This is a genomic window from Cellvibrio sp. pealriver (assembly GCF_001183545.1).
Classification (GTDB): Bacteria; Pseudomonadota; Gammaproteobacteria; order Pseudomonadales; family Cellvibrionaceae; genus Cellvibrio.
Genome location: NZ_KQ236688.1, coordinates 1,995,504 through 2,018,089 on the forward strand (window position 1 = coordinate 1,995,504; position 22,586 = coordinate 2,018,089).

Genomic DNA, 22,586 nt, shown 5'->3' on the forward strand with positions numbered 1-22,586 from the left:
GTAAATGGATTAGCTCGGCGACTCAGCTAGACGAAGTCGCATTGGAGCTTGATGCAGATGAAGCACCGGAACTGCCTTCACCTGCGAGATTCTTTTTCTTGCCCGACTTGAAATCGGTCTCATACCAGCCGCCTCCCGCCAAGCGGAAACCGGCCGCGGAGATTTGCTTTTTCAAACTCGCCTTGCCGCAAGCAGGGCAATCTACCAAAGGAGCATCGCTCAGCTTTTGCAGCGCTTCCAATTCATGATTGCAGGATTCACATTGGTATTCGTAGATAGGCACGTCTATCACCTCAGTTCAAAAAGTCATCAACTACAGGATACCGAGACCCCAAAAGGGTCGCGATTGTAACGTAAAAGGCTGGCGGCGAGAACCGCAGCCTGCGGGCAAAGATAGGGCTGCAAACATGAATTTCAAGCGAACTCAGGGAATCTGCGAGCGATGCATACGCGCCTGCACACGGGAAGCGTGGCGCACCACCCACGCGGGCATGGTTTTTTCGTACTTGCGCGGATTAGGTAACATCACCGCCATACGCGCTGCGGCTGAAGGCCCTATCTGGGCGGCCGACACCTGATAATAATGGCGCGCTGCAGCCTCGACGCCAAATACGCCGTTGCCCCACTCCACCACATTCAAATAAACCTCAAGAATACGACGCTTATCCCACACCAGCTCGATCATGAGTGCGATCACCGCCTCTTCTGCTTTACGCAGATAGGAGCGGGATGGCGATAAGAACAAATTTTTAGCAAGCTGCTGGGTAATCGATGAACCACCTGCAACCGATTTGCCGCGACGCTCATTTTTTTTCAGGGCATATTCAATTCCCCGGAAATCAAATCCGTGATGATCCATAAAACGATCATCCTCCGACGCAACTACCGCACGCTTTAAATGAGTGGAGATTTTCGGGTAATCCACCCATTCATGTTTTAATTTCGCGTTGGGATTTTTTTCACGCAACTCTTCAAGGCGAATATCCATGAAACTGGTTTCAGCAGGGTTAACCCATTTCCACAGCAATACGTGCGCAAAAATCCATAGCTGATACGCAAGAAGTATCAGCAACAACCACTTGATTATGGATGCGCTCGCACGCCATAAAATTTTCATCAAAACCCCGTGGTAAACACTCTATTGCGCCTGTTCTTGCTGCTGAATACGCTGCTGCATTGCTTCAGCGGCGGCGCGCGCTTTATCTAGCGCAGAATTAACCATAGGCTGTTGATTAATTGCTTGTGGATTTACCGCATCAGCCCCTTTATCGGATTGAGTTTCCACCGGAGCTGATATCGCATTTTGTATTTTGACTTCTACTTGCTCGGCATTGGCATTTTGTGGCTTATCCCCAAAATGAACTTGTCCGTCTGCATCAGTCCATTTATAAACGGTTGTCGGTGCAGCTTGTTCCTGCCCGCCATATTGGCTGGAAATATCATTAACTGCTTGTTTGGCATCGTTAGTGAATTGCTCAGTTGAAAAAGATGCTCGCAAATCAGCAAACCAATTATCCCCCAGCTGTTCATGCATATCGCGCAGCGGCATTTGGCCTGTTTTTAAATACACGAGGTAATTGCCAATACCGACTATTAATACAAGCACCACCACTGATTTAAACAATAAACGCAACATAGATTGTCCTTTTTGATTCCTGATTAATTATTTTTTGCTCATTCGATTCATTCGTACTTCATCGTTTATTGAGATTAACCTATGAAGGTTAACGCACATCAATACCAATCTTGTTACCTTCATAAACTAATGGAATAAATTGCAATGCCTGAGTGCATGCAGGGTTAGGCGAACGACCGGATGCCAGGTCAAACTCAATGCCATGCATCGGGCAACGCAGGCAATTATTACTGAACGTGGCATAAGTCATCGATGCACCCGCATGAGGACAGCGATTAACAATCAACTGCGTTTTGCCATTTTCTTGCAGCAGCAACAAATCTTGCCCCGCCACACGCACCGCTTTGCGGTATCCATCATGAAGTTGATGAAGCATTTCCAAAGCAACAAACGGCATGATTATTCCTCTGTAACAGGGCTGGGCGCGCCTATTTTGGCGATTCTTGCCGCGGGACACCATATATTCCGGAAGTCTCTTAGGTGGTGTCGCCTTACCAGGCCATTTCATCTGATAAATTCTAGTCACAAACAGCGGGCAACCGGATAGAATGCCCCCCCTATTGACCTCAATTGCCCCCTATTGAAAGGCAAGCGCCCTGGCAAGCAAGAATCCTTGGCACTGTTTATGCGTCAATATTGCGACCTTACTTGCACCTAGCAGCGGCAGCCTTGTTATGACCGACCCACTCTATCTGGAGCGTTTAAAGCAGTTATCGACACGTTTGGTATCCCTGCAAAAACCGATTCGCATCCTCGATGCCATTAAATGGCCGGCAAGTATCGAGCAACAATTCCGTGCACAACAAGGAAAAGAATTACCCGCACTCGGCAATGATTTTTACCAGCGCCAAAAATTGGCCTTTGAGCCGGATACCGTAAGCCAACTATTAAAAGAATTAAAAGCCGATGTGCGTAGGCAATTGGGGCGCGATGACGCACTAGGGAAAATCCTGCAAGCAACCATCGACCAATACCAAATTGTGATTGAGTTATTGCGCGCGCGCGGCACCGACCGGTTTGGACAGTTCAGTCGCCAGCTGTATGGTTCCGCCAGCGATAATTTACGCGGCGACCGGAAAACGCTGCGTCAAATGGGTGAGCGTCTTTGCCAGATTTTTTCACTGCCCGCTGTTGAACATTTAAACCGCCCTTACACCAATCACATTAACGCCGAAGATGCCGTCACTATGCTGCGCGCACGTATGACAGATTATTTTGGCGAAGGTGAAGTGCGTGTACAAATCAGCGACGATATTGTGTCTGACGCGTCTGCAGGTGGTGACTGTATCAAAATCAATCGTCGCGCTGTTTTTTCAGAGTTGGACATACAAGTTCTGGAAGTTCATGAGGGATGGGTGCACATAGGAACAACACTTAACGGCCGCGAGCAACCTTGGGCAACCTGGTTGAGTGTAGGGTCACCGAGAATTACCGCTATTCAAGAAGGTATGGCGGTATTACTGGAAACACTGACTTTCAGTTCTTTTCCGCAACGGGCACGGCGCATCAGTGACCGTGTGGTAGCTGTGGATCTGGCCGAACAAGGCGCTGATTTCTGTGAGGTTTACCGTCATTTTTTGGATCGGGGCATCAGCGAACATGACAGTTATCGGGTGACACAACGTGTCTTTCGCGGCGGCACATTAACTGGCGGATCGGTGTTTACAAAAGATATTTCCTACGTAAAAGGGTTTGTTGAAAATGTGAATTTTATCCGCAGTGCAATCCAATCAGGGATACCGGAAATTATCCCTATGCTCTTTGTTGGCAAAGTAACCTTGGATGATCTGCCGCTATTGTACGAACGTTATCAAGAAGGGGTGATTGCCGGGCCGAAATATTTACCCTCCATGTTTAAAAACTTGAATGGTCTTTATGTCTGGTTTGGTTTTTCCAGCGGTATTTCAGCCATGAATATCGCACGAGTCCAGCAACACTTCAGCAAACTGTTTGAAAAGCTACCAAGTGTTACACCTACCCAAATCGTTACAGATGCCGAATTGGATTAGATATATACTGCGGAGCAGTAGTGGTTATTAAGACTGAGTTAAAAAGTAAATTATGACGTATTACAAAGTTGTACTCTCAGGCGAAAATATTTTTTTTGAAAATTACAGCGATACACCTGAACCAGTGATTGGTTTTATCAGCTGTAAATTCATCAACGCCGATAACGAGGAATTGGCAGTGGCAACTGCCAAGCGGGATTTACTGGTGCATTGGAACCAGAGCTTTAATCTGGATCGCAAGCTGGGCATGCCCAAATTGACTGTTGAACATATCGCCGAGATACGCGGTTGGTTTAAACCCAAAAGCATCCACGATTATTATTGGTTTACCGATAACCATCACAAACAATTACAGCTGGAAAAATTCACTCAGCCGCCGCGCAAATGGTTCTGGCGTAACGAGAAGAAAGCACATCATCCGGAAATTAATGCAGTGCAATTGGAAGAACAGCATAACAATACGATTAACACTGATAGCGACAACAGCATAAACGATAAATAAGTTTATGCTGTTGCAGCAACTGCAGCAGGCTCCAATAACTCGAATAGCGCAGCGCGCAAACCCGGGGAGTTAATTTCTTCGCTGCGGGCTGACAGAGGGGAGTTTCCTACCCACTCAAACCGCCACCGGTATAAATGCGTAGTGTCGGCAGATTCACGAACTTCAATTAATTCGAAGCGACGCGCATCAAGTCCGAATTTTTCACGCAATTGAAACGCAAAAGGCTCAGCGTTTTTTCCGACAAAACTGGATGCTTGCTGGGTAGGTGCGACAACAAACACGTAATCGCGCCCTTGATATTGGAAGTGACAAACACCTAGATGAACACTTTGTCCAAGGCGATTGTTTAATGGCGTATCCACAAACACAGAATTCATCAACATAAAAGGTTCCGCTGCGTTTTTATTATGGAGTTGCTGTGACAAACACATCACTCACTGGTTGATTATTCGCCACCCGGTTCCGTGAAAAGTCCCTCTGCTGCGGCGAGGCGGCAGTCTACGCACAATTTATGACAGTTCAAGCAAAAGCTACTGAGCAAACACCATCGGCTAGATTCGGGAACAATTTGTTACTTTCTTGCCACCACTCGGTAAACAGCAGTGACAGGTTCTGCTGTTTTTACAAACGATGCTGGTGAAAGCACATTCTGTTAAAGTTCACAGCTAAGGCTATGGGCTTTCTGAATAGTTCCTTAAATAGTTCCTTAATTTTCACTGCTTAACCAAAATAATATTTTTTGACCATTTTTTAATCGAGTTAACAGGCAAATTGCGCCTGTTGTTAGTCATTTAGCTGCAGCAAGGATTCATCATGACTGTCAATCGCCCAGGTTTTTTGCCTGCTTCGTTACTTATTGCAACAACACTTATTATCACCGCACTGTCTGGCTGTACTTATGTATCGCAAGGTGTACTTGTCGATAGCGACCGCCATGCACAGATTGAATCACAAGATAGTTATGGCGATAGCGCTTCGCGCGTTGTGTATCCGGAACAAAACTGGAGCGGAGCAGATAGCCTTTGGTTTTATAATGTCTCCCAAGGTTCCAACCTGATCCCTTACGATATTTTTCTGCATCTGGAAGTTGCTGACAGCGAGTTATTATTCCGCAGCGATGCCAACATGAATCGCCTGCGTTATTTGCCGCAAAAGCCCAGCGTTTCGAATCCTGATGGATTACCTGTGGGCTGGGTTAAAGATGATCATGCAAATGAAAAATACGTGGGCTTTACTTGCGCCGCTTGCCATACCAGCCAAGTGAATTATCGCGGTGTTGCGATCCGTATTGACGGTGGTGGCACACTCGCTGACATGGAACTCATGCTGAAAGAGTTGGCGTTAGCACTGCAAACCAGCCTTGATCAACCGGACAAGTTCGAGCGTTTAGCCAAACAGGTTTTGCAGGGGAAATATCCCGACCAAAAAGAAACTTTCCGCAGCAAACTCGCCAATACCGCCGCACAAATCGCCTCCTACAACCGCATCAATGAACCACGTCACGGTGACCAGTCTGTCGCTTACGGCTATGGACGACTGGATGCGTTTGGCCGCATCTACAACCGTATTCTTGCGCATCTCACTCCACAGAGCGCCAACAACTACAACCCGGCCAATGCGCCGGTGAGTTATCCCTATTTGTGGGACACACCACAGCATGATTTTGTGCAGTGGAATGGCGTTGGTGATAATGAATTGGCTGGCCCATTAGGCCGCAATACGGGCGAAGCCTTGGGCGTATTTGCACAGTTTGATTTGAAGAAACAACAAGGCGATGTCGGCTATCGCTCCTCGGTTGTCGTACGAAACCTGACGCGTATGGAGCGCCATCTGGAGAGCCTCTGGTCCCCTAGCTGGGAAGAACTTGCCAAACAGAATGTATTACCTGCAATTGATCAATCACTCGCTCGTGAAGGTGCTCAGGTGTTTGTGGAGTACCAGTGCCACACCTGCCATGAAGCTATCGACCGCACTGATTCCAAACGCCGTATCACCGCACAATTTGCCAGTTTGCAGACGATCGGAACCGACCCGTATATGGCGATGAATGCGCTCAATTACGCGGGCAAGATGGGGTATTTTGAAGGCGACAGAATCAACAAGCTCAAACCCAACTCACCGCGTTACCAACAGACGGGTTCTGTTTTACCGGCATTGAGCAGTGCGGTAGAAGGCGTATTAATAGAACCCGATCACGACAAACTCTTTCTCCGCCGTTGGGCAGAAAAGCTATATGACCTGATAGGCTCCATTTCAGATAACCCGATCAAAAAGACAACACGGCATCTGGATTTTGAACCTGTGAATAAAAATAATCCTGCTACGCTCGCCGCCTACAAAGCACGGCCACTCAATGGAATATGGGCGACTGCGCCTTACTTGCACAACGGTTCCGTTCCCAGCCTCTATGAGCTCTTTATGCCCAGTTGTAGCGATGATGAAATTGCCAGCGGCAAAACCTGCCGCCCCAACCGTTTCACTTTGGGTGCACGCGAGTTGGATGCAGTAAAGGTGGGGATTATCCAGCGTGACCCCGCGCAGTATCCGGGCCTATTCGTATTCGATACCCACCTGCCCAGCAATTCCAATAAAGGACATGAGTATGCGGCAGGCGTCACTCCTGTCTCCGTGTTGGATGCCAATAATCGCCCAGTGAAAGATGCGCAGGGCAAACCCCAAATGCGCCTGCTGCAACCCATCTCCGACCATCAACGATTGGCATTGGTGGAGTATCTGAAAACACTTTAATCCGAAAACACTTTAAATAGCGGCAAAGACTGCGCCCGGCCCGATCGGGCGCGCACTCAACCTCACTTAACATCATTATTTAAAATCCAAGCCCAGAGTCAGTATCACAATTGCTCACAGTTTCATGACGAGCTTTTGAATAAATTATCTTGTGCTTGGAAATTCACGACATCTAGCACTGAACCAATCTATGGATTTGGGGGTCTTTAGGCTGCCCATTGGAGTGAAGGGTAAACTGCCATGGATACCCAAGACCCTAATATTGCTGGCATTTGATTGACACCAAGCGCCGCGACACACAGAATCACCGACCAGTTTTAAACCTCAGGAATTTGCTGAATGAATATCGACCGTTTTTCGCCGCTGCTAAAGCGCACCACCCTGCTTCTTTCCTTACTGGCAGGCTCATTTATTCTGGCTGGCTGCGGCGGTGGCAGCGATAAAAAATCCTCAGCAAGCTCATCATCGGTTGGCTTGTCTTCGGCGCGTAGCAGCTACACCGCGGCATCTATACCGGCTAATGGCTCAGGTGAATGGCCAAGCGTGAAGGTAGAAGCCCAAAAAGCTAAAGTCCTGACCTTCCAATGGAATGCCGTTGCCGGTGCAACCTATTACAAATTGTTCAAACACGATGCGGCAACCGGTGGGGTTGTGCAGATTGGTGGCAACCTGACCAGCACGCAGGCAACGGATGACATAGGTGTACATGTCCATGATTGGGTCAACAATTACTACTATGTAGAAGCTTGTAATGCGCAAGGTTGCGAGAAATCGAACCTGACATTTACCGCCACTGAAATGATCAAAGCGATCGGCTATTTGAAAGCATCCAACACCGAAGCGAACGATTTCTTCGGTTGGAGCATCGCCCTTTCCGCCGATGGAACCACCCTTGCGGTAGGCGCGCCAGCTGAAGACAGCAAGGCGACTGGCGTAAACGGTAACCAAGCCAGCAACGACAGCAGCAACTCGGGTGCGGTTTATATCTTCATCAAAGAGAATGGTGTGTGGGTACAACAGGCTTACCTGAAGGCATCCAACACTGAACAACCCAATATCAACCCTTATCGCATGCTGATCAATGACCGTTTCGGCTACAAAGTCGCTCTGTCAGATGACGGTAATACCCTGGCAGTATCTGCATTGTTGGAAGATAGCCCATCGATTGGCATTAACTGTAACCAGAACAACTACGAAACAACCCGCTACGGCACTTCTTCTGATCCATCGGATGATTTGATCACCGCAAACGATTACGACATGGGTGCAGTGTATGTATTCACTCGCTCCAATCAAAACTGGACTCAGGAAGCTTACGTAAAATCCAGTTTGATACAGGAAGGCGCGCGTTTTGGTGAGAGCCTTGCCCTCTCTGGGGATGGAAAGACATTGGCGGTAGGTACCACTCTGGATGAAAGACCCTCCAGCGGCATCATTCACTATGTGGGATCTTCAAACCCTGCCTGTTTTGAATTTTATCCATCCAGTGCCTCATCAACGAGCAGTACCAGTTCCTCCAGCAGTAGCACCAGTTCGTCCAGCAGCAGCTCCAAAAACTCCTCCAGTTCTTATAACGGTGGGACAAACTCTGGCTCTGTCCATGTATTCATCCGCCTCGAAGATGGATGGCTGCAACAGGCGTACATCAAAAACTCCAATGCCCAGGCTGGTGATATGTTTGCTGCCAGCATCGCGCTCTCTACTGACGGCAACACCATGGCCGTAGGCGCGACAGGCGAAGACAGCAACGCAACCGGCGTTAACGGAACCCAGTCTAACGATACCTGCTATTACCTCGCCGATTCAGGTTATGTAATCGAGCCAGAGTGTAAAGAAGCAGGCAAATACGCTGTACGTGGCCTCATTAAAAATGGTGCCGCATATGTGTTCAAACGTAGTGATAATGTGTGGGCACAAGAAGCCTATTTAAAACCCAGCACAACCTTTATCAACACCGCATTCGGAAGCAGTATTGATTTGTCAGGCGATGGAAATATCCTGGTAGTCGGTACGCCAGGCGATGCAAGCAAGGCAACTGGTATCAACGGCGATACCGTTCAAACAATTGAATACGCCAATACCGGTGCCACTTATGTGTTTACACGCTCAGGCAGCAATTGGATTCAGGAAGCATTTATCAAGCCTTCCACCCTGACTCTGCATGAGGGTGTTTCCTTGGCAAATGACCGCAGCATTGAAGTACTTGGCGGCGGCCAATTTGGGGGCGATGTCAGTATCTCCAAAGACGGCACCACCCTCGCCGTAGGCTCCTTCCGCGAATCCAGCAATGCCAAAGGTATCAACGGTGACCAAGGTGATAACAGCGCCCTGCGTGCCGGTGCGGTATTTGTATTCAAACGCAACAACAGTGTCTGGACACAGCAAAGCTATGTGAAAGCAAGCAATACCGATAGTGATGACCGCTTTGGCTTGAATGTAGACGTGTCTGCAGATGGTAAAACCATGGCTGTCGGTGCGCATCGCGAAGCTGGTCGTGGTTACTCATCTGCCGCGTCAACCTCTAGCAACTCAAGCAGCACATCGAGCTTGCCTGATGGTGCCTTGGATCAAAACGACAACAGTGCAGAAGCGGCCGGAGCGGTTTACCTGTTCTAATGCCAACTAGAAGTTAGTGCAATAAAAAACGGGAGGCCAACAACCTCCCGTTTTTTATTGTGACTCATTTGTGTTTTTTATCACCGCCATCGCAATTGCACTCCCGGCTTTTCTGCATCTGCAACATAACCTTCACAAATCCATAAATCGCCAACAGCAACCAAATTATCACCGCTATAAACCAGAGGGATTTGATCGCGCAACCAGGGCTCCAATGCATATTCCTGCAATAGCTTTTTTAATGTTTGTGAGTGCGCCCGGCCCTGAGGTTTGCAACGCTCGCCGCCGGTACGATAGCGAATGTGTATATCCGGCAAATCTGCACGCAAATAAAGTCCGTTTGCTTCTTTTACTGCCGATGGCGGGAGCAATTGAAACGTCACTACAGGCAGCGCGGCAGGCAACAAAAACAAACGATCTTGATAAGGGCACAATGCATGTTGGCTCCAGGTGATTTTTACACTGGCATCTTCACGCGATAAAAAAAGCTGGTTTTCAAGTTGCTGCCAATGCGCGCTTTCGGGAACTTCGCATTGCTGGCTACGCAACCAATAACGCAGCAAATGTTGTCGGCGAGCAACTGAAAGTGTTTTTAACCAGGCAAGATCAACACTCTGCCCCACTCGCTCTGTGCGTGGATTTGCTTGCAGCAGATCCTGTTGCGCAAACTCGTCTAACAGAGATTCCTGTTGCGCGCATAAGTCAGCTGTCTGTTGCCACTTGCGCATAAATGCAGGCCATCGCGTATGCAACAACGGCATAATCTGATTGCGCAAAAAATTGCGGTCATAGCGATCATCCTGATTACTTTCATCTTCAACCCAGGTCAATTGCTGTGCGTGCGCATAAGCTTCCAGATCGTCACGCGAAAAATGCAGTAGAGGACGAATTAATTTCCCGCCGTTATCTAAGCATCGCTCACTGGCAATTGCAGCCAACCCACGCGGCCCCGTGCCGCGCATCAATCGCAACAACAGTGTTTCCGCCTGATCATTACTGTGATGCGCGGTTAATAAATATTCGCCTTGTTGTACATACTGCGAAAACACGTGGTAACGCGCTTCACGTGCGGCGTCTTCAATGCCTTTACCGCCATTTTTAACCTGCACTTTTTCAGCAATGAGGGGCAAACCCAAGTGTTTACAAAATTGCTCACACTGATGCTGCCAATCGTCTGCATTGGGCGAAATCTGGTGATTGATGTGCAATGCATGTAAGGATACAGGCAACTGCAATTGTGCAAGCGCGTGCAGCAGCACCGTCGAATCCAATCCACCACTGAACCCTATCCACCACACCTGCTTCGGGGATGAGGTAAAAGACGGTAGATATTGACGTAATTGTTCGGGGGTAAAATCCGGCATAATTTGACATTGCATTGTGGGATTAAATGCGTAGATTAATGCGGATTTATAAACAAACAAAGTGGATCGTCTCGCGGAACGTAAAACCATCAGGTATGTAGCCTCAAGACACGCCGTAAATACATCCTTGTAGGCTCGATTCGGCATCCATGCCTCATACGGTCTTGAATCTACATACCTGATAGTTTTACTCCACCTCAAAACGAATTTTTTATGAATACAAATCAATACGGCCACTGGCCTTCTCCCATCACACCTGAATTGCTCACCGCACAGGGAATTCGCATCAGCGATCCGCAAGCAGTAGGCAATCGATTGTATTGGTTGGAAACACGCCCGCAAGAAAAGGGCCGCAACGCGCTGGTGTGTGAAAGCGAAGGCACGCGCATGGATATTTTTGCTGCACCGCTGAGTGTGCGCACCAGGGCTCAGGAATATGGAGGGGCTTCTTACCTTGCCACCGAAACCGATATTTTTTATGTGCAAGACAGCGATCAACGTCTTTATCAATACGATATAAACACAAAGCAATCGCGCCCCATCACGCCTGAAGGTGCCTTTCGCTACGCCGATTTTTGCCTTGATCACAAGCGGCAAAAATTATTGGCCGTGCGTGAAGATTACACAGAAAGCTCGCATCATCCACGCGCAGAAATTGTTGCCATACATTTGCAATCTCTGGCGATTAACACAATCGCCCAAGGAGCAGATTTTTATTCCAATCCACGGGTGTCACCGGATGGAAACACACTGAGTTATTTACGTTGGTTCCACCCACAAATGCCCTGGGATGGAACTGAGTGCGTTCTGGCACAACTTGATGCACAGGGCAGTATTGTGCAAGAACACATTATTGCAGGAAGCAAAACCGAATCCATTTTCCAACCACAATGGTCGCCAACCGGTGAATTATTTTTTGTATCGGACCGCACTGACTGGTGGAATATTTATCGTTGGAATGGAACCAGTGCAGAATCCATTTATTCGTTAACCGCTGAATTTGCCACACCGCAATGGGTGTTTGGCATGAGTACTTATGGCTTTTTAAATAGCGATGAGATTTTTTGCTGCTACAACCAAATGGGCTGCTGGCATTTAGCGATTATTAACATTCTCACCAAAGAATTCACAAAAATTGATTCCGAATTTCGCGATATAGCGGCAATTCACTGCTGCGATAACAAGGCTTACTTTCTTGCATCCAGTGCAACACAAGGCTCACAGCTTTACTGCTATAACAGCAACACTATTTCTGCGATTAGCAAAAATGAAACAGCAATAGCGGCTGAATATATCGCCCATGCACAAGCAATAGAATTCCCCACGCGCGACAACGAAACAGCGCAAGCATTTTTCTATGCGCCAACCAATCCGCAAGTCACAGTGGATCACACTTTACCGCCGCCATTACTGGTGATCTGCCACGGCGGCCCAACAGGCGCAACAGAAACCGGCTTGAATTTAAAAATCCAATTTTGGACCAGCCGCGGCTTTGCGGTACTGGATGTCAATTATCGCGGCAGCACTGGCTATGGCCGCCAGTATCGCGATCGCTTAAAACGTAATTGGGGTATTACCGATATCATTGATGTCTGTAGCGGTGTGGATTATTTAATTGCGCAGAAGAAAATCGATAAAAATAAAGTCGCTATTCGCGGCTCCAGTGCTGGAGGCTATACCGTGCTTGCAGCACTGACCTTTAGCGATACGTTTAAAGCAGGTGCAAGCCTCTATGGTATTGGCGATCTTGAAGCCCTTGCAAAAGACACACATAAATTTGAAGCCCATTATCTGGATTCATTGGTTGGGATTTATCCGCAAGAACAACCTGTTTATCGTGAACGCTCACCTATTCATCACATTGAAAAACTGAATTGCCCGGTGATTTTTTTACAAGGCTTACAAGATAAAGTGGTTCCGCCATCACAAGCAGAAGCGATGGTAAACGCATTACAATCCAAAGGAATTTATACTGAATATATTACCTTTCCTGAGGAAGCTCATGGCTTTCGCCAAGCACAGACGATTCAACAGGCACTGGCAGCTGAGCTCACTTTTTATTTAAACGTATTTGATCAAACTATTTCCGGAGAAAAGTAATGGGACGCTGGCGACCACCATCCCCCAAAGGTTCTACTTACATCACTGCTGCGGGATTCAAACGCATGAAAGATGAAGTCACACAGTTATGGAAAATAGAGCGCCCGCAAGTCACACAAGTCGTACACGAAGCCGCGAAAAACGGTGACCGCAGTGAAAATGGCGATTACATTTATGGTAAGCGCCGCCTGCGTGAAATTGATTCGCGCGTGCGCTTTTTATCCAAACGCATGGAAGTGCTAACCGTCGTTGATAGGCTGCCGGATGACCGCAGCAAAGTTTTTTTTGGCGCTTGGGTAACACTGGAAGATGAAGACGGAAATGAAAAAACCTACCAGATTGTCGGGCCCGATGAATTTGATGTAACAAAACAAAAACTCAGCATGGATTCACCGCTCGCCAAAGCCATGCTTGGTAAACGACTGGATGATGAAATTGTGTTAAAAAAACCAGAGGGAGAGGAACTGTTTTACATTACAGCGATTGATTACAAGCCGTATGATCAGGACTAAAACCTGAATTGATAAAAACGCGCGCATAATAAAAAAGGGCAGCAGCGCTGCCCTTTTCTGGAATATCTGCAACGCATTATTTAATCAAACGCAACGCATAGGGAACACGGAATGTTTTACCGCTGGTCGCAGCAATCACTCCCATGATGCAAAACACAAGATGACAAATCCCCACCGCAGCCATTACCAATATGCCCACTAAAATAATCGTCAGGATCATTCCCGCCACATAGCCAATCAAAGCAGTAATCGACCAATTGAGGGCTTCCTTACTTTGATCAAGCACATACGCATCATCTTTTTTCAGCAAATACATCAGTAAGCCGGGAATAAATCCAAAAAAGAATGTGCCCAACCATAACAGGAGCACCAGATTTTTAGCGTCTTGCGATGCTGTGATGGCAACTTCAGTGCCGGGGGTTTCAATTTTTGGTGCTTCGTTGTTTTCCATAGCCTTATCCTTTATTGAGGTTGAACATAGACCCGCTATTAATAGCAGCAGGCTACCGAATAAACAACCAATCACACCGAGCGACTGAAAGCTACAGCGAAAAATGCTATAGTTCGACACCTTTTTTCGCGGCTCCGGCCACAGCCCAACTGAAATTGACAGGTTTTACTTCGATGACCCAATCACGCAAGATTCTCGTTACCAGCGCCCTGCCTTATGCCAACGGCTCGATCCACCTCGGCCATTTGGTGGAGTATATCCAGACCGACATTTGGGTGCGTTTCCAGAAAATGCGCGGTGTTGATTGCACCTATGTGTGCGCAGACGATGCCCACGGCACAGCAATCATGCTCAAAGCCGAGCAACTCGGTCATTCTGCGGAGCAACAAATCGCCAACGTAAAAGCGGAGCACGAGGCAGATTTTGCCGCGTTCAATATTGGTTTTGATAATTATCACTCCACCCATTCCGAGGAAAATCGCGAGCTGTCCAACTTGATTTACAGCCGCCTGAAAGCCAATGGCCATATCGCCACCCGCGCGATTACCCAAGCTTATGACCCGGAAAAACAACTGTTCCTCGCTGACCGCTACATCAAAGGCACCTGCCCAAAATGTAAAACCGAAGACCAATACGGCGATAACTGCGAGAAGTGTGGTGCGACCTATTCACCGATGGATTTGATTAACCCCAAATCAGCGATCTCTGGCGCAACACCGGTTGCCAAAGATTCCGAACACTTTTTCTTCACCTTGCCTGCGTTCAGCGATTTCCTGAAAAGCTGGACCCGCGCCGGCCACTTGCAGGATGAAGTGGCGAACAAAATGGCCGAGTGGCTGGATGCGGGTTTGCAAGAATGGGATATATCCCGCGATGCGCCCTACTTCGGTTTTGAAATTCCCGGCGAGCCCGGCAAATATTTTTATGTCTGGTTGGATGCCCCTATCGGGTATATCGCCAGCTTGAAAAATCTTTTGGACAAACAGGGCAAGGACTGGCAGGAATACTGGAAGCCGGATTCCACCGCCGAGGTGTATCACTTTATCGGCAAAGACATTGTGAATTTCCATGCGCTTTTCTGGCCAGCGATGTTGCACTCGGCCAATTTGCGCACTCCCACCAAAATTTGTGTACACGGATTCCTGACCGTGAACGGTACTAAGATGAGCAAGTCGCGCGGCACGTTTATTAATGCGCGCACTTATCTCGACCATTTGAATCCAGAATATTTGCGTTACTACTTTGCTGCAAAACTCACCAGCAACGTGGACGATATTGATTTAAATCTGGAAGATTTTATCCAGCGCGTGAATTCAGATCTGGTGGGCAAAGTGGTTAACATTGCCAGCCGCACGGCAAAATTCATTCACAATGCTGGCGGTGTTTTAGCAAATGAAATTGCCGATAAAACACTGTGGCAACAATTTGTCGATGCCGGTGAAACTATCGCCAATTACTACGAATCCCGCGATTACAGCAAAGCCATGCGTGAAATTATGGCGCTGGCTGATGCGGCTAACGAATACATCGCGACACAAGAACCCTGGAAACTGGCTAAGCAAGCGGGAGCCGAAGCGCAGACACAAGCAGTCTGCACCCTCGGGATTAACATGTTCCGCGCGTTGCTCACGTATTTGAAGCCCGTGTTACCCGCATTAACCAAAGATGCAGAACAATTCCTCGGGGAAACCTTGAGCTGGAATGCACCGGTAAGTTTCCGCTCCGGTGAGAAAATTAACGAGTTCAAACCGCTGCTGACACGTGTAGAAAAAGACAAGGTCGATGCGATGATTGAAGCAGGCAAAGAAGCATTGGCCGCCGCTGCTCCAACCAAAACAGCGCCTGCGCAAACATCGGCAGCAGAACCTATCGCAGCAGAAATCGAGTTTGATGATTTCGCCAAAGTAGATTTACGCATCGCACTGATTGCCAATGCCGAACATGTTGAAGGTTCCGATAAATTATTGCGTCTGACATTGGATATTGGTGGTGAAACACGCAATGTGTTCTCAGGCATCAAGAGCGCTTACAAACCGGAAGAGTTGGTCGGAAAACTGACGGTGGTGGTTGCCAACCTCAAGCCGCGCAAAATGAAATTTGGCATGAGTGAAGGCATGGTGCTGGCCGCAGGCCCCGGCGGCAATGAATTGTATTTGCTGGAACCGCACAGCGGAGCCAAACCAGGGCAGCGAGTGATGTAAGCATCTGCCTATGACCTTTTTGTTAATGGAGGTCATGGGCAGCGTAAATCGGGGGAATCGAATAAGGATATAGATAAAGCCCATAAGGCTTTATGTCATTTTTTATTGAGAATCCCCTTCTGCTTACCGATAATACGCACCCAACTTTACCCCCCTTTATCCAGCAGTTTTCCTTTATCGGACAATCACCATGAGTTTCAGCGAATTAGCCATTATTCTGCTCAGCACCGTGTTGGTGAATAACTTTGTGCTGGCACAATTCCTCGGCCTTTGTCCGTTTATGGGTGTATCCAACAAGTTGGAGAGCGCCATTGGTATGGCGGGCGCGACGACTTTTGTAATGACGCTCGCCTCAATCTGCACCTATCTGGTTGATACCTGGGTACTTGCACCATTGGAGCTGCAATATTTGCGCACCATCGCGTTTATTCTGGTGATCGCGGCGGTAGTCCAATTCGTCAAAATGTTTATGGAGAAAACTAGCCCACTGTTGTACCGCGTACTGGGTGTGTTCCTGCCGTTGATCACCGTAAATTGTGCGGTACTGGGCGTTGCCCTGCTAAACACCCAAAAAGCGCACAGCTTTTTTGAATCGACCATGTATGGCTTCGGCGGCGCACTGGGTTTTGCCATGGTATTGATTTTATTTTCGGCGATGCGCGAACGCCTTGCGGTTGCCGATGTGCCTGTGCCTTTTAAAGGTGCTGCAATAGGCATGATTACCGCGGGGCTGATGGCTCTTGCATTCATGGGCTTCGGCGGGCTGGTCAGCCTGCAATAACCTGGCATATGTGCCCACAAAAAGAGAGCCTGGCAGTCACATGATCGAATTTATTTTCCAGAATCCTATCCTCAGCGCGTTAATAGCACTGGGTGGCTTATCGGCGATGTTTGGCGCCGTGCTGGGCTTCGCGGCCGTCAAATTCAAAGTTGAAGGCGACCCGATTGTTGAACAGATCGATGCGTTGTTACCGCAAACCCAATGTGGTCAATGCGGCCACCCCGGCTGCCGCCCTTACGCTCAAGCCATCGCCAATGGCGAAGCCATCAACAAATGCCCTCCCGGTGGCCAGGCCACCATCAATGCCCTTGCTGATTTGCTGGATGTAGAAGCACCTTCACTCGATGCCGAGCACGGTGAGCATCTGGATGTAAAACGTGTTGCGTTTATCCGTGAAGACGAATGCATCGGCTGCACCAAGTGTATTCAGGCGTGCCCGATGGATGCGATTCTCGGTGCGGCCAAACATATGCATACCGTCATCGCCGATGAATGTACCGGCTGTGATCTGTGCGTTGAGCCCTGCCCGGTAGACTGTATCGACATGATTCCCGTACAAACTGATCTGACAACCTGGAAGTGGGAATTACCCGCCACCAATCAGACACCGGTGTTCCACGTAGTAGCCCAGGAAGTCAATTTGATCGCCTCTGACCGTGGACGTGGAGTTGCACTTGCCAACGGGAGCTCCAATGGCGAAACCGATGATGGCGAAAAAGCAGCCTGATACGCCTTGATGACTACCGTATCGACGACGAGAAACTCGCATAAATGACAAGCTTGATCAAAGTCTGGGAACTTCCCGGCGGTATCCACCCCCCCGAGCATAAAGAGCAATCCCTGCAACTGCCGCTGGGGCAATTGCCTATTCCACCGGTCTTGGTTATTCCGCTGAATCAACACATCGGCACCCCTGCGCAACCTGTAGTGCAAGTGGGCGATCGGGTACTTGCCGGACAATTGATTGGTGCAGCAGATGGCACCTTCAGTGCCAATACCCACGCATCGACATCCGGCACCGTCATCGCCATTGAAAGCCGTGCAATTGCCCACCCCTCAGGCATGAGCAGCGAATCAGTCGTAATCCAACCCGATGGCCTTGATGAGTGGGTTGAACTGACCGAATGCGATAACTACCTGCAACTGGATCGTTTGCAATTGCTCGATAAAATCCGCGCCGCAGGTGTAGCGGGTTTGGGTGGCGCGGGCTTTCCGACAGCGGTCAAACTCGCCCCCAAATCCACACAGGTCATCGATACCCTGATCCTCAATGGCGCGGAGTGCGAGCCTTATATCACCGCGGACGATATGCTCATGCAAGTCCGCGCGAATGAGCTGGTGTCTGGCACCCTGCTGCTCAGCCATATCCTCCATCACCCTAAAAACCTGTTGATCGGGATTGAAGACAACAAGCCCAAAGCAATTGCGGCGGTAAAAGCGGCAGTAGCTGGTGCGCTTGCCCAGCATCCGGAAGCGACCAATATCCAGGTTGTGGTATTCCCCACCAAATACCCTTCCGGCGGCGCCAAGCAACTGATCCAGATTTTGACCGGGCGCGAGATTCCCAGCGGCCATCACTCGGCTGACATAGGCGTTATCTGTGTCAACGTAGGCACTGCTGTCGCCGCCTGGCGCGCTGTGCGCTTTGGTGAACCTTTGGTGTCACGCATCACCACCGTGGTGGGCGAAGCACTGGACACCCAACGCAATATCGATGCCTTAATCGGCACCCCCATTAGCTACTTGCTGGAACAACACGGCTTTGATGCCAACCGCGCCTCGCGTGTAATCATGGGCGGGCCGATGATGGGCTTTACCCTGCTCGATCTGGATGCACCGGTGATCAAAACCACTAACTGTATCCTCGCGCCCAGCAAGCAGGAATTGCCCGCACCCGAGCCAGCGCAGGCGTGTATCCGCTGTGGTATTTGTGCAGAAGCCTGCCCGGTCAACTTATTGCCACAACAGTTGTTCTGGTACGCACAGGCGGAAGATTTTGATCGGTTGGAATCGCATAACTTATTTGACTGTATCGAATGTGGTGCCTGTTCTTACGTCTGCCCGAGCACTATCCCGCTGGTGCAGTACTATCGCGCTGCCAAAGGCAGTATCCGTCTTCATGAGATAGAAAAAGAAAAGTCCGACCGCTCACGCCAACGCTTTGAGTTCCGTCAGGCACGTATCGCCAAAGAAGAGGCTGAAAAAGAAGCCAAGCGCCTGGCGCGCCAAAAGGCAGCCGAAGAAGCCAAGAAAAAGCTGGCGGAAAAAGCGGCAGAGACTGCAACATCGGCTCCTCAATCTGCTCCTTCGGGGGATGTTATCAGCGCGGCAGTTGCCAAAGCCGGTGCTGTTCAAATGTCACCAGAAGAACAAAAAGCCAAGCTGGAACGCATGCTTGCCGCCGCGCAAAACGCCTTGGAATTTGCCCAAAAGCCCTTGGTATCCAAAGATGCCAGCAAGCCGATAACCGAAGACCAATTGGTTAAACAACAGGCGCGCATCAAACAAGCAGAGCTGAAAGTAGCCGAGGCCGAGAAAAAGCTGGCGGATTTTAATACGGGAGTAAGCCCACAGGTAGAACAGGTGGGTGGCGACGCACCAAGCGCATCGCCCGCTGTACCTGCATCGCCCGCCGCCGATGATCCTGTCGCAGCCGCTATCGCGCGCGCGCAAGCCAAACTGACCATGTCACCGGAAGAGAAAGCGCGTGCGAACCTTGAATCGCTGCGCGCCCGACTGGCCAAAGCGGAAGAAAAAACCGCAGCGGCAAAAGCAGAAGGTAGTGCTAACGCCGATGCACTGCAGCAAGGGCTGGATAAGCTCCAGCAAAAAGTCGCTGAAGCCTTGGCGGAACTGACCGCATTAGGCTTGAAAGATGAACCACCTGCTGCGCCCGTAAATCCAGCCACGCCAGCGCCCGAACCCGCAGCGACGGCCGAACAAAATGCGGCGCAAGCAGCGATTGAAAAAGCCAAAGTAAAAGCAGCAGCCATGGCCAGCATGAGCGATGAAGAAAAACGCGCTGAGCAAGTCCAGTCATTACAAGGGCGGTTGCAAAAAGCCCGTGAACGTCTGGCCAAAGCCGAAGCAGAAAATGATCCCAACATAGAAGCCTTCCGCGCAGGTGTCACCAAGCTGGAAGAAAAACTGAGCGAACTGGCCTAGTACATGCTCGCGGCACAGTGTAATGAGATAAAAGCATGGCACTACTGAATATCACATCGCCCCATACCCATGGGGCTAACCGCACCGGCCGCTTGATGCGTCTGGTGGTGTACGCCACCTTTCCTGGTATAGCGGCGCTCACCCATTTCTTTGGGATAGGCGTGATCATCAACGTGCTTTTGGCAAGCTTGTGTTGTGTTGCCTTTGAAGCCCTGGTGATGAAACTGCGCAACCGCCCGATCATGTTCTACTTGCGCGATTGCAGCGCCTTGGTGACAGGCGTATTGATCGGTGTATCACTCCCACCCTATTGCCCTTGGTGGCTGGTAGTCAGCGCGAGTTTTATCGCCATCGTGTTGGCAAAGCAGCTTTACGGCGGTATGGGTTTTAACCCGTTTAATCCGGCGATGGTTGCGTATGTGCTCTTGCTGATTTCATTCCCACTGCAAATGACGCAATGGGCAACGCCAGTGACTATGCTGGGTGATGGCCAAACCTTGCCCAGCCTTGTGGCTGCGCTCGATAAAGTGTTTTTGGGTACCCAGATTGATGGGTACAGCTCAGCGACCGTGCTGGACATCATGAAACAAAACACAGGGCTTACGCTGGATGACCTTTATCAACAGCAACCGGTATTTAGCGAAGGGCGCTGGGCGGGTGCGGGCTGGGAATGGGTCAACATTGCGTTCTTGATTGGTGGACTTTACCTGCTCTACAAAAAAGCCTTCACTTGGCACGCACCACTATCGATGCTGTTGGCGTTGGCATTGATGGCAGCACTGTTTTACGACTCAGGCAGCTCCAATTCCGGCGGCTCACCTATTTATCATTTGCTCTCCGGTGCCACCATGCTTGGTGCATTTTTTATCGTCACTGACCCGGTAAGTTCTGCCGTTAGTACACGCGGGCGTATTATTTACGGAGCACTGATTGGTGTGCTGGTTTATGTCATCCGCACTTGGGGGACAAGCTATCCGGACGGTGTCGGTTTTGCCGTTTTATTGTTGAATTTTGCCGCGCCGTTTATCGACTACTACACCACTCCGCGTACTTACGGCCACAAAAAGCCGCGCCGTGCTACCGATTCCAACAAGCAAGATGGAGGTCACTAATGCTCGGCCAATCCATTAGCAAAAACAGTTTATTACTCGCCGCGTTTGCATTGGCAACTGCAGGTACCTTGGCGCTCACCAATTTGGGCACCAAAGAGCGAATTGCCAATGCAGAGCGTGCTGCACAACAACGCGCACTGTTTGAAGTTATTCCCGTACAAGATCACGACAACGATTTGCTCAATGACACTATCGCAATACCTGAGTCTGCTTTGGCCGATTTGCATGTCAGTAGCACCGCCAGAATTTATCGCGCGCGCCGCAATGGCGACATCACCGCGTTGATTGTGCCCGCCATTGCACCTGACGGTTACTCAGGCGATATTGAAATGATTGTAGGGGTGAATCGCGATGGCAGTATTGCGGGCGTGCGTATTATCAAGCACAAAGAAACCCCGGGGCTTGGCGATAAAATCGAACTGAAAAAACATCAATGGATTTTAAGTTTTAATGGCAAGAGCTTGACGGTTCCGGTCATTGAAGAATGGAAAGTTAAAAAAGACGGCGGTGTGTTTGATCAATTTGCCGGAGCAACGATTACTCCACGCGCAGTAGTTGGGCAAGTGAAACGCGTGCTTGAATTTGTACAAGCCAATCAACAACCGTTTTTTAATGATGCGCAGCCAGCTATAGCAGGTGACCAGCATGAGTAATGACGTAAATTACAAAGAGATTACCCAAAAAGGCCTATGGAGCAATAACGCTGCACTGGTGCAATTACTCGGGCTGTGCCCACTGCTCGCCGTTAGCTCAACCGTTGTGAATGCACTGGGTTTAGGGTTGGCCACACTGATCGTATTGATGATTTCGAACATCGTGGTTTCGCTGATCCGCCATCAAGTGAGTGACGCAATCCGTCTGCCTGCGTTTGTCATGATTATCGCCTCGGCAGTGACCTGCACCGAGTTATTGATGAAAGCATTTACCTATGAGCTGTATCTGATACTGGGTATTTTTATTCCTCTGATCGTTACTAACTGTGCCGTCCTTGGCCGCGCCGATGCATTCGCCAGCAAAAATAAGTTGTTACCTGCTGCAGTAGACGGTTTTATGATGGGCATGGGTTTTATGTTGGTATTAATTGCCGTTGGTGCTGTACGTGAGCTGTTGGGTACAGGCCATTTGTTTGCTGACATGCATTTGATTTTTGGTGAATCCGCGCGCAGCTGGCAATTAAATATTTTTGGAGCCAGTTATCCCAATGTCATTTTTGCTCTATTGCCGCCGGGTGCCTTTATTGTGGTTGGCTTTTTGATTGCCGGAAAAAACTATATCGATGCGCAACTCAAGCAGCGCATGCAAGCTAAAAAAGAATCCACGCCCAAGGGCAGTAAACGCGTACGGACAACCGGCAGTGTTGTCTGATCGCCGATTGATTGGCAGCAACGA

At 49.2% G+C, this 22,586-nt stretch carries 20 protein-coding genes; 13 read left to right on the top strand and 7 right to left on the bottom strand.

Going from position 1 to position 22,586, the window contains the following annotated elements:
* Positions 1–22: 22 nt before the first annotated feature.
* The 4 genes from VC28_RS08660 to VC28_RS08675 form a co-directional block, all read right to left on the bottom strand.
* The gene (locus VC28_RS08660; RefSeq protein ID WP_049630296.1) at positions 23–283 is read right to left on the bottom strand and encodes an FmdB family zinc ribbon protein; all 261 of its coding nucleotides are present in this window, start codon (positions 281–283) and stop codon (positions 23–25) included.
* Positions 284–424: 141 nt separating this feature from the next.
* A complete protein-coding gene (gene mtgA / locus VC28_RS08665; RefSeq protein ID WP_049630297.1) occupies positions 425–1,117 on the bottom strand; it encodes a monofunctional biosynthetic peptidoglycan transglycosylase in 693 nt (230 codons plus the stop codon).
* A gap of 21 nt (positions 1,118–1,138) precedes the next feature.
* Complete coding sequence (locus tag VC28_RS08670; protein WP_049630298.1) at positions 1,139–1,636, bottom strand: DUF4124 domain-containing protein; 498 nt, start codon at positions 1,634–1,636, stop codon at positions 1,139–1,141.
* Between the two features lie 88 nt (positions 1,637–1,724).
* Positions 1,725–2,033 carry a Rieske (2Fe-2S) protein gene (locus VC28_RS08675; RefSeq protein WP_049630299.1) on the bottom strand — a complete coding sequence of 103 codons (309 nt, stop codon included), beginning with the start codon at positions 2,031–2,033 and terminating at the stop codon, positions 1,725–1,727.
* A 277-nt stretch (positions 2,034–2,310) separates the two neighbouring features.
* Here VC28_RS08675 and VC28_RS08680 point away from each other — a divergent pair, with 277 nt between their 5' ends.
* On the top strand, positions 2,311–3,645 hold the full coding sequence (locus VC28_RS08680) for a flavohemoglobin expression-modulating QEGLA motif protein (RefSeq protein WP_049630300.1): 1,335 nt from the start codon (positions 2,311–2,313) through the stop codon (positions 3,643–3,645).
* Between the two features lie 52 nt (positions 3,646–3,697).
* Positions 3,698–4,147 (top strand): hypothetical protein, encoded by a 450-nt coding sequence (locus tag VC28_RS08685; protein ID WP_197085499.1) that lies wholly within the window; start codon positions 3,698–3,700, stop codon positions 4,145–4,147.
* A 2-nt stretch (positions 4,148–4,149) separates the two neighbouring features.
* Here the strand turns inward: VC28_RS08685 and VC28_RS08690 are convergent, their stop codons facing one another.
* Positions 4,150–4,530, bottom strand: coding sequence for a hypothetical protein (locus VC28_RS08690; RefSeq protein ID WP_156184307.1), 381 nt, complete (start codon positions 4,528–4,530; stop codon positions 4,150–4,152).
* A gap of 430 nt (positions 4,531–4,960) precedes the next feature.
* Between VC28_RS08690 and VC28_RS08695 the strand changes: the two genes are divergently transcribed.
* Both VC28_RS08695 and VC28_RS08700 read left to right on the top strand, forming a co-directional pair.
* Entirely contained in the window at positions 4,961–6,895 is a 1,935-nt protein-coding gene (locus tag VC28_RS08695; protein ID WP_049630302.1) for a di-heme-cytochrome C peroxidase, read from the top strand.
* A 339-nt stretch (positions 6,896–7,234) separates the two neighbouring features.
* Positions 7,235–9,511 (top strand): FG-GAP repeat protein, encoded by a 2,277-nt coding sequence (locus VC28_RS08700; protein WP_049630303.1) that lies wholly within the window; start codon positions 7,235–7,237, stop codon positions 9,509–9,511.
* 80 nt (positions 9,512–9,591) lie between these two features.
* On the opposite strand, the gene tilS is transcribed toward VC28_RS08700, so the two are convergent.
* Positions 9,592–10,875, bottom strand: a complete 1,284-nt coding sequence (tilS, locus tag VC28_RS08705) for a tRNA lysidine(34) synthetase TilS (protein WP_049632269.1) — start codon at positions 10,873–10,875, stop codon at positions 9,592–9,594.
* 213 nt (positions 10,876–11,088) lie between these two features.
* Between tilS and VC28_RS08710 the strand changes: the two genes are divergently transcribed.
* Both VC28_RS08710 and greB read left to right on the top strand, forming a co-directional pair.
* Positions 11,089–12,975: a S9 family peptidase gene (locus VC28_RS08710; RefSeq protein ID WP_049630304.1), complete on the top strand. Its 1,887-nt coding sequence runs from the start codon at positions 11,089–11,091 to the stop codon at positions 12,973–12,975.
* Positions 12,975–13,487 carry a transcription elongation factor GreB gene (greB, locus tag VC28_RS08715; protein ID WP_049630305.1) on the top strand — a complete coding sequence of 171 codons (513 nt, stop codon included), beginning with the start codon at positions 12,975–12,977 and terminating at the stop codon, positions 13,485–13,487. Before VC28_RS08710 ends, greB begins: the two co-directional genes overlap by 1 nt.
* A 76-nt stretch (positions 13,488–13,563) precedes the next feature.
* On the opposite strand, the gene VC28_RS08720 is transcribed toward greB, so the two are convergent.
* A complete protein-coding gene (locus VC28_RS08720; RefSeq protein ID WP_049630306.1) occupies positions 13,564–13,938 on the bottom strand; it encodes a DUF4870 domain-containing protein in 375 nt (124 codons plus the stop codon).
* Positions 13,939–14,111: 173 nt separating this feature from the next.
* Between VC28_RS08720 and metG the strand changes: the two genes are divergently transcribed.
* From metG to VC28_RS08755, 7 genes are all read left to right on the top strand, one after another.
* A complete protein-coding gene (gene metG / locus VC28_RS08725) occupies positions 14,112–16,139 on the top strand; it encodes a methionine--tRNA ligase (protein ID WP_049630307.1) in 2,028 nt (675 codons plus the stop codon).
* 190 nt (positions 16,140–16,329) lie between these two features.
* Positions 16,330–16,920, top strand: a complete 591-nt coding sequence (gene rsxA / locus VC28_RS08730) for an electron transport complex subunit RsxA (RefSeq protein WP_049630308.1) — start codon at positions 16,330–16,332, stop codon at positions 16,918–16,920.
* Between the two features lie 40 nt (positions 16,921–16,960).
* Positions 16,961–17,647: an electron transport complex subunit RsxB gene (gene rsxB, locus VC28_RS08735; protein ID WP_049630309.1), complete on the top strand. Its 687-nt coding sequence runs from the start codon at positions 16,961–16,963 to the stop codon at positions 17,645–17,647.
* Positions 17,648–17,691: 44 nt separating this feature from the next.
* Entirely contained in the window at positions 17,692–20,085 is a 2,394-nt protein-coding gene (gene rsxC / locus VC28_RS08740) for an electron transport complex subunit RsxC (RefSeq protein WP_049630310.1), read from the top strand.
* A 35-nt stretch (positions 20,086–20,120) separates the two neighbouring features.
* A complete protein-coding gene (gene rsxD, locus VC28_RS08745; RefSeq protein WP_049630311.1) occupies positions 20,121–21,197 on the top strand; it encodes an electron transport complex subunit RsxD in 1,077 nt (358 codons plus the stop codon).
* Positions 21,197–21,850 (top strand): electron transport complex subunit RsxG, encoded by a 654-nt coding sequence (gene rsxG, locus VC28_RS08750; protein ID WP_049630312.1) that lies wholly within the window; start codon positions 21,197–21,199, stop codon positions 21,848–21,850. Before rsxD ends, rsxG begins: the two co-directional genes overlap by 1 nt.
* Positions 21,843–22,562, top strand: a complete 720-nt coding sequence (locus VC28_RS08755; protein WP_049630313.1) for an electron transport complex subunit E — start codon at positions 21,843–21,845, stop codon at positions 22,560–22,562. Before rsxG ends, VC28_RS08755 begins: the two co-directional genes overlap by 8 nt.
* Positions 22,563–22,586: the final 24 nt, after the last annotated feature.

Bases quoted from the DNA above. Each gene is read 5' to 3' on its own strand.
- VC28_RS08720 (WP_049630306.1), bottom strand. From the start codon at position 13,938: ATGGAAAACAACGAAGCACCAAAAATTGAAACCCCCGGCACTGAAGTT.
- VC28_RS08680 (WP_049630300.1), top strand. From the start codon at position 2,311: ATGACCGACCCACTCTATCTGGAGCGTTTAAAGCAGTTATCGACACGT.
- rsxG (WP_049630312.1), top strand. From the start codon at position 21,197: ATGCTCGGCCAATCCATTAGCAAAAACAGTTTATTACTCGCCGCGTTT.
- VC28_RS08710 (WP_049630304.1), top strand. From the start codon at position 11,089: ATGAATACAAATCAATACGGCCACTGGCCTTCTCCCATCACACCTGAA.
- rsxA (WP_049630308.1), top strand. From the start codon at position 16,330: ATGAGTTTCAGCGAATTAGCCATTATTCTGCTCAGCACCGTGTTGGTG.
- mtgA (WP_049630297.1), bottom strand. From the start codon at position 1,117: ATGAAAATTTTATGGCGTGCGAGCGCATCCATAATCAAGTGGTTGTTG.
- VC28_RS08700 (WP_049630303.1), top strand. From the start codon at position 7,235: ATGAATATCGACCGTTTTTCGCCGCTGCTAAAGCGCACCACCCTGCTT.
- rsxB (WP_049630309.1), top strand. From the start codon at position 16,961: ATGATCGAATTTATTTTCCAGAATCCTATCCTCAGCGCGTTAATAGCA.
- tilS (WP_049632269.1), bottom strand. From the start codon at position 10,875: ATGCCGGATTTTACCCCCGAACAATTACGTCAATATCTACCGTCTTTT.
- greB (WP_049630305.1), top strand. From the start codon at position 12,975: ATGGGACGCTGGCGACCACCATCCCCCAAAGGTTCTACTTACATCACT.
- VC28_RS08695 (WP_049630302.1), top strand. From the start codon at position 4,961: ATGACTGTCAATCGCCCAGGTTTTTTGCCTGCTTCGTTACTTATTGCA.
- VC28_RS08670 (WP_049630298.1), bottom strand. From the start codon at position 1,636: ATGTTGCGTTTATTGTTTAAATCAGTGGTGGTGCTTGTATTAATAGTC.
- rsxC (WP_049630310.1), top strand. From the start codon at position 17,692: ATGACAAGCTTGATCAAAGTCTGGGAACTTCCCGGCGGTATCCACCCC.
- VC28_RS08755 (WP_049630313.1), top strand. From the start codon at position 21,843: ATGAGTAATGACGTAAATTACAAAGAGATTACCCAAAAAGGCCTATGG.
- VC28_RS08675 (WP_049630299.1), bottom strand. From the start codon at position 2,033: ATGCCGTTTGTTGCTTTGGAAATGCTTCATCAACTTCATGATGGATAC.
- metG (WP_049630307.1), top strand. From the start codon at position 14,112: ATGACCCAATCACGCAAGATTCTCGTTACCAGCGCCCTGCCTTATGCC.
- VC28_RS08690 (WP_156184307.1), bottom strand. From the start codon at position 4,530: ATGTTGATGAATTCTGTGTTTGTGGATACGCCATTAAACAATCGCCTT.
- rsxD (WP_049630311.1), top strand. From the start codon at position 20,121: ATGGCACTACTGAATATCACATCGCCCCATACCCATGGGGCTAACCGC.
- VC28_RS08685 (WP_197085499.1), top strand. From the start codon at position 3,698: ATGACGTATTACAAAGTTGTACTCTCAGGCGAAAATATTTTTTTTGAA.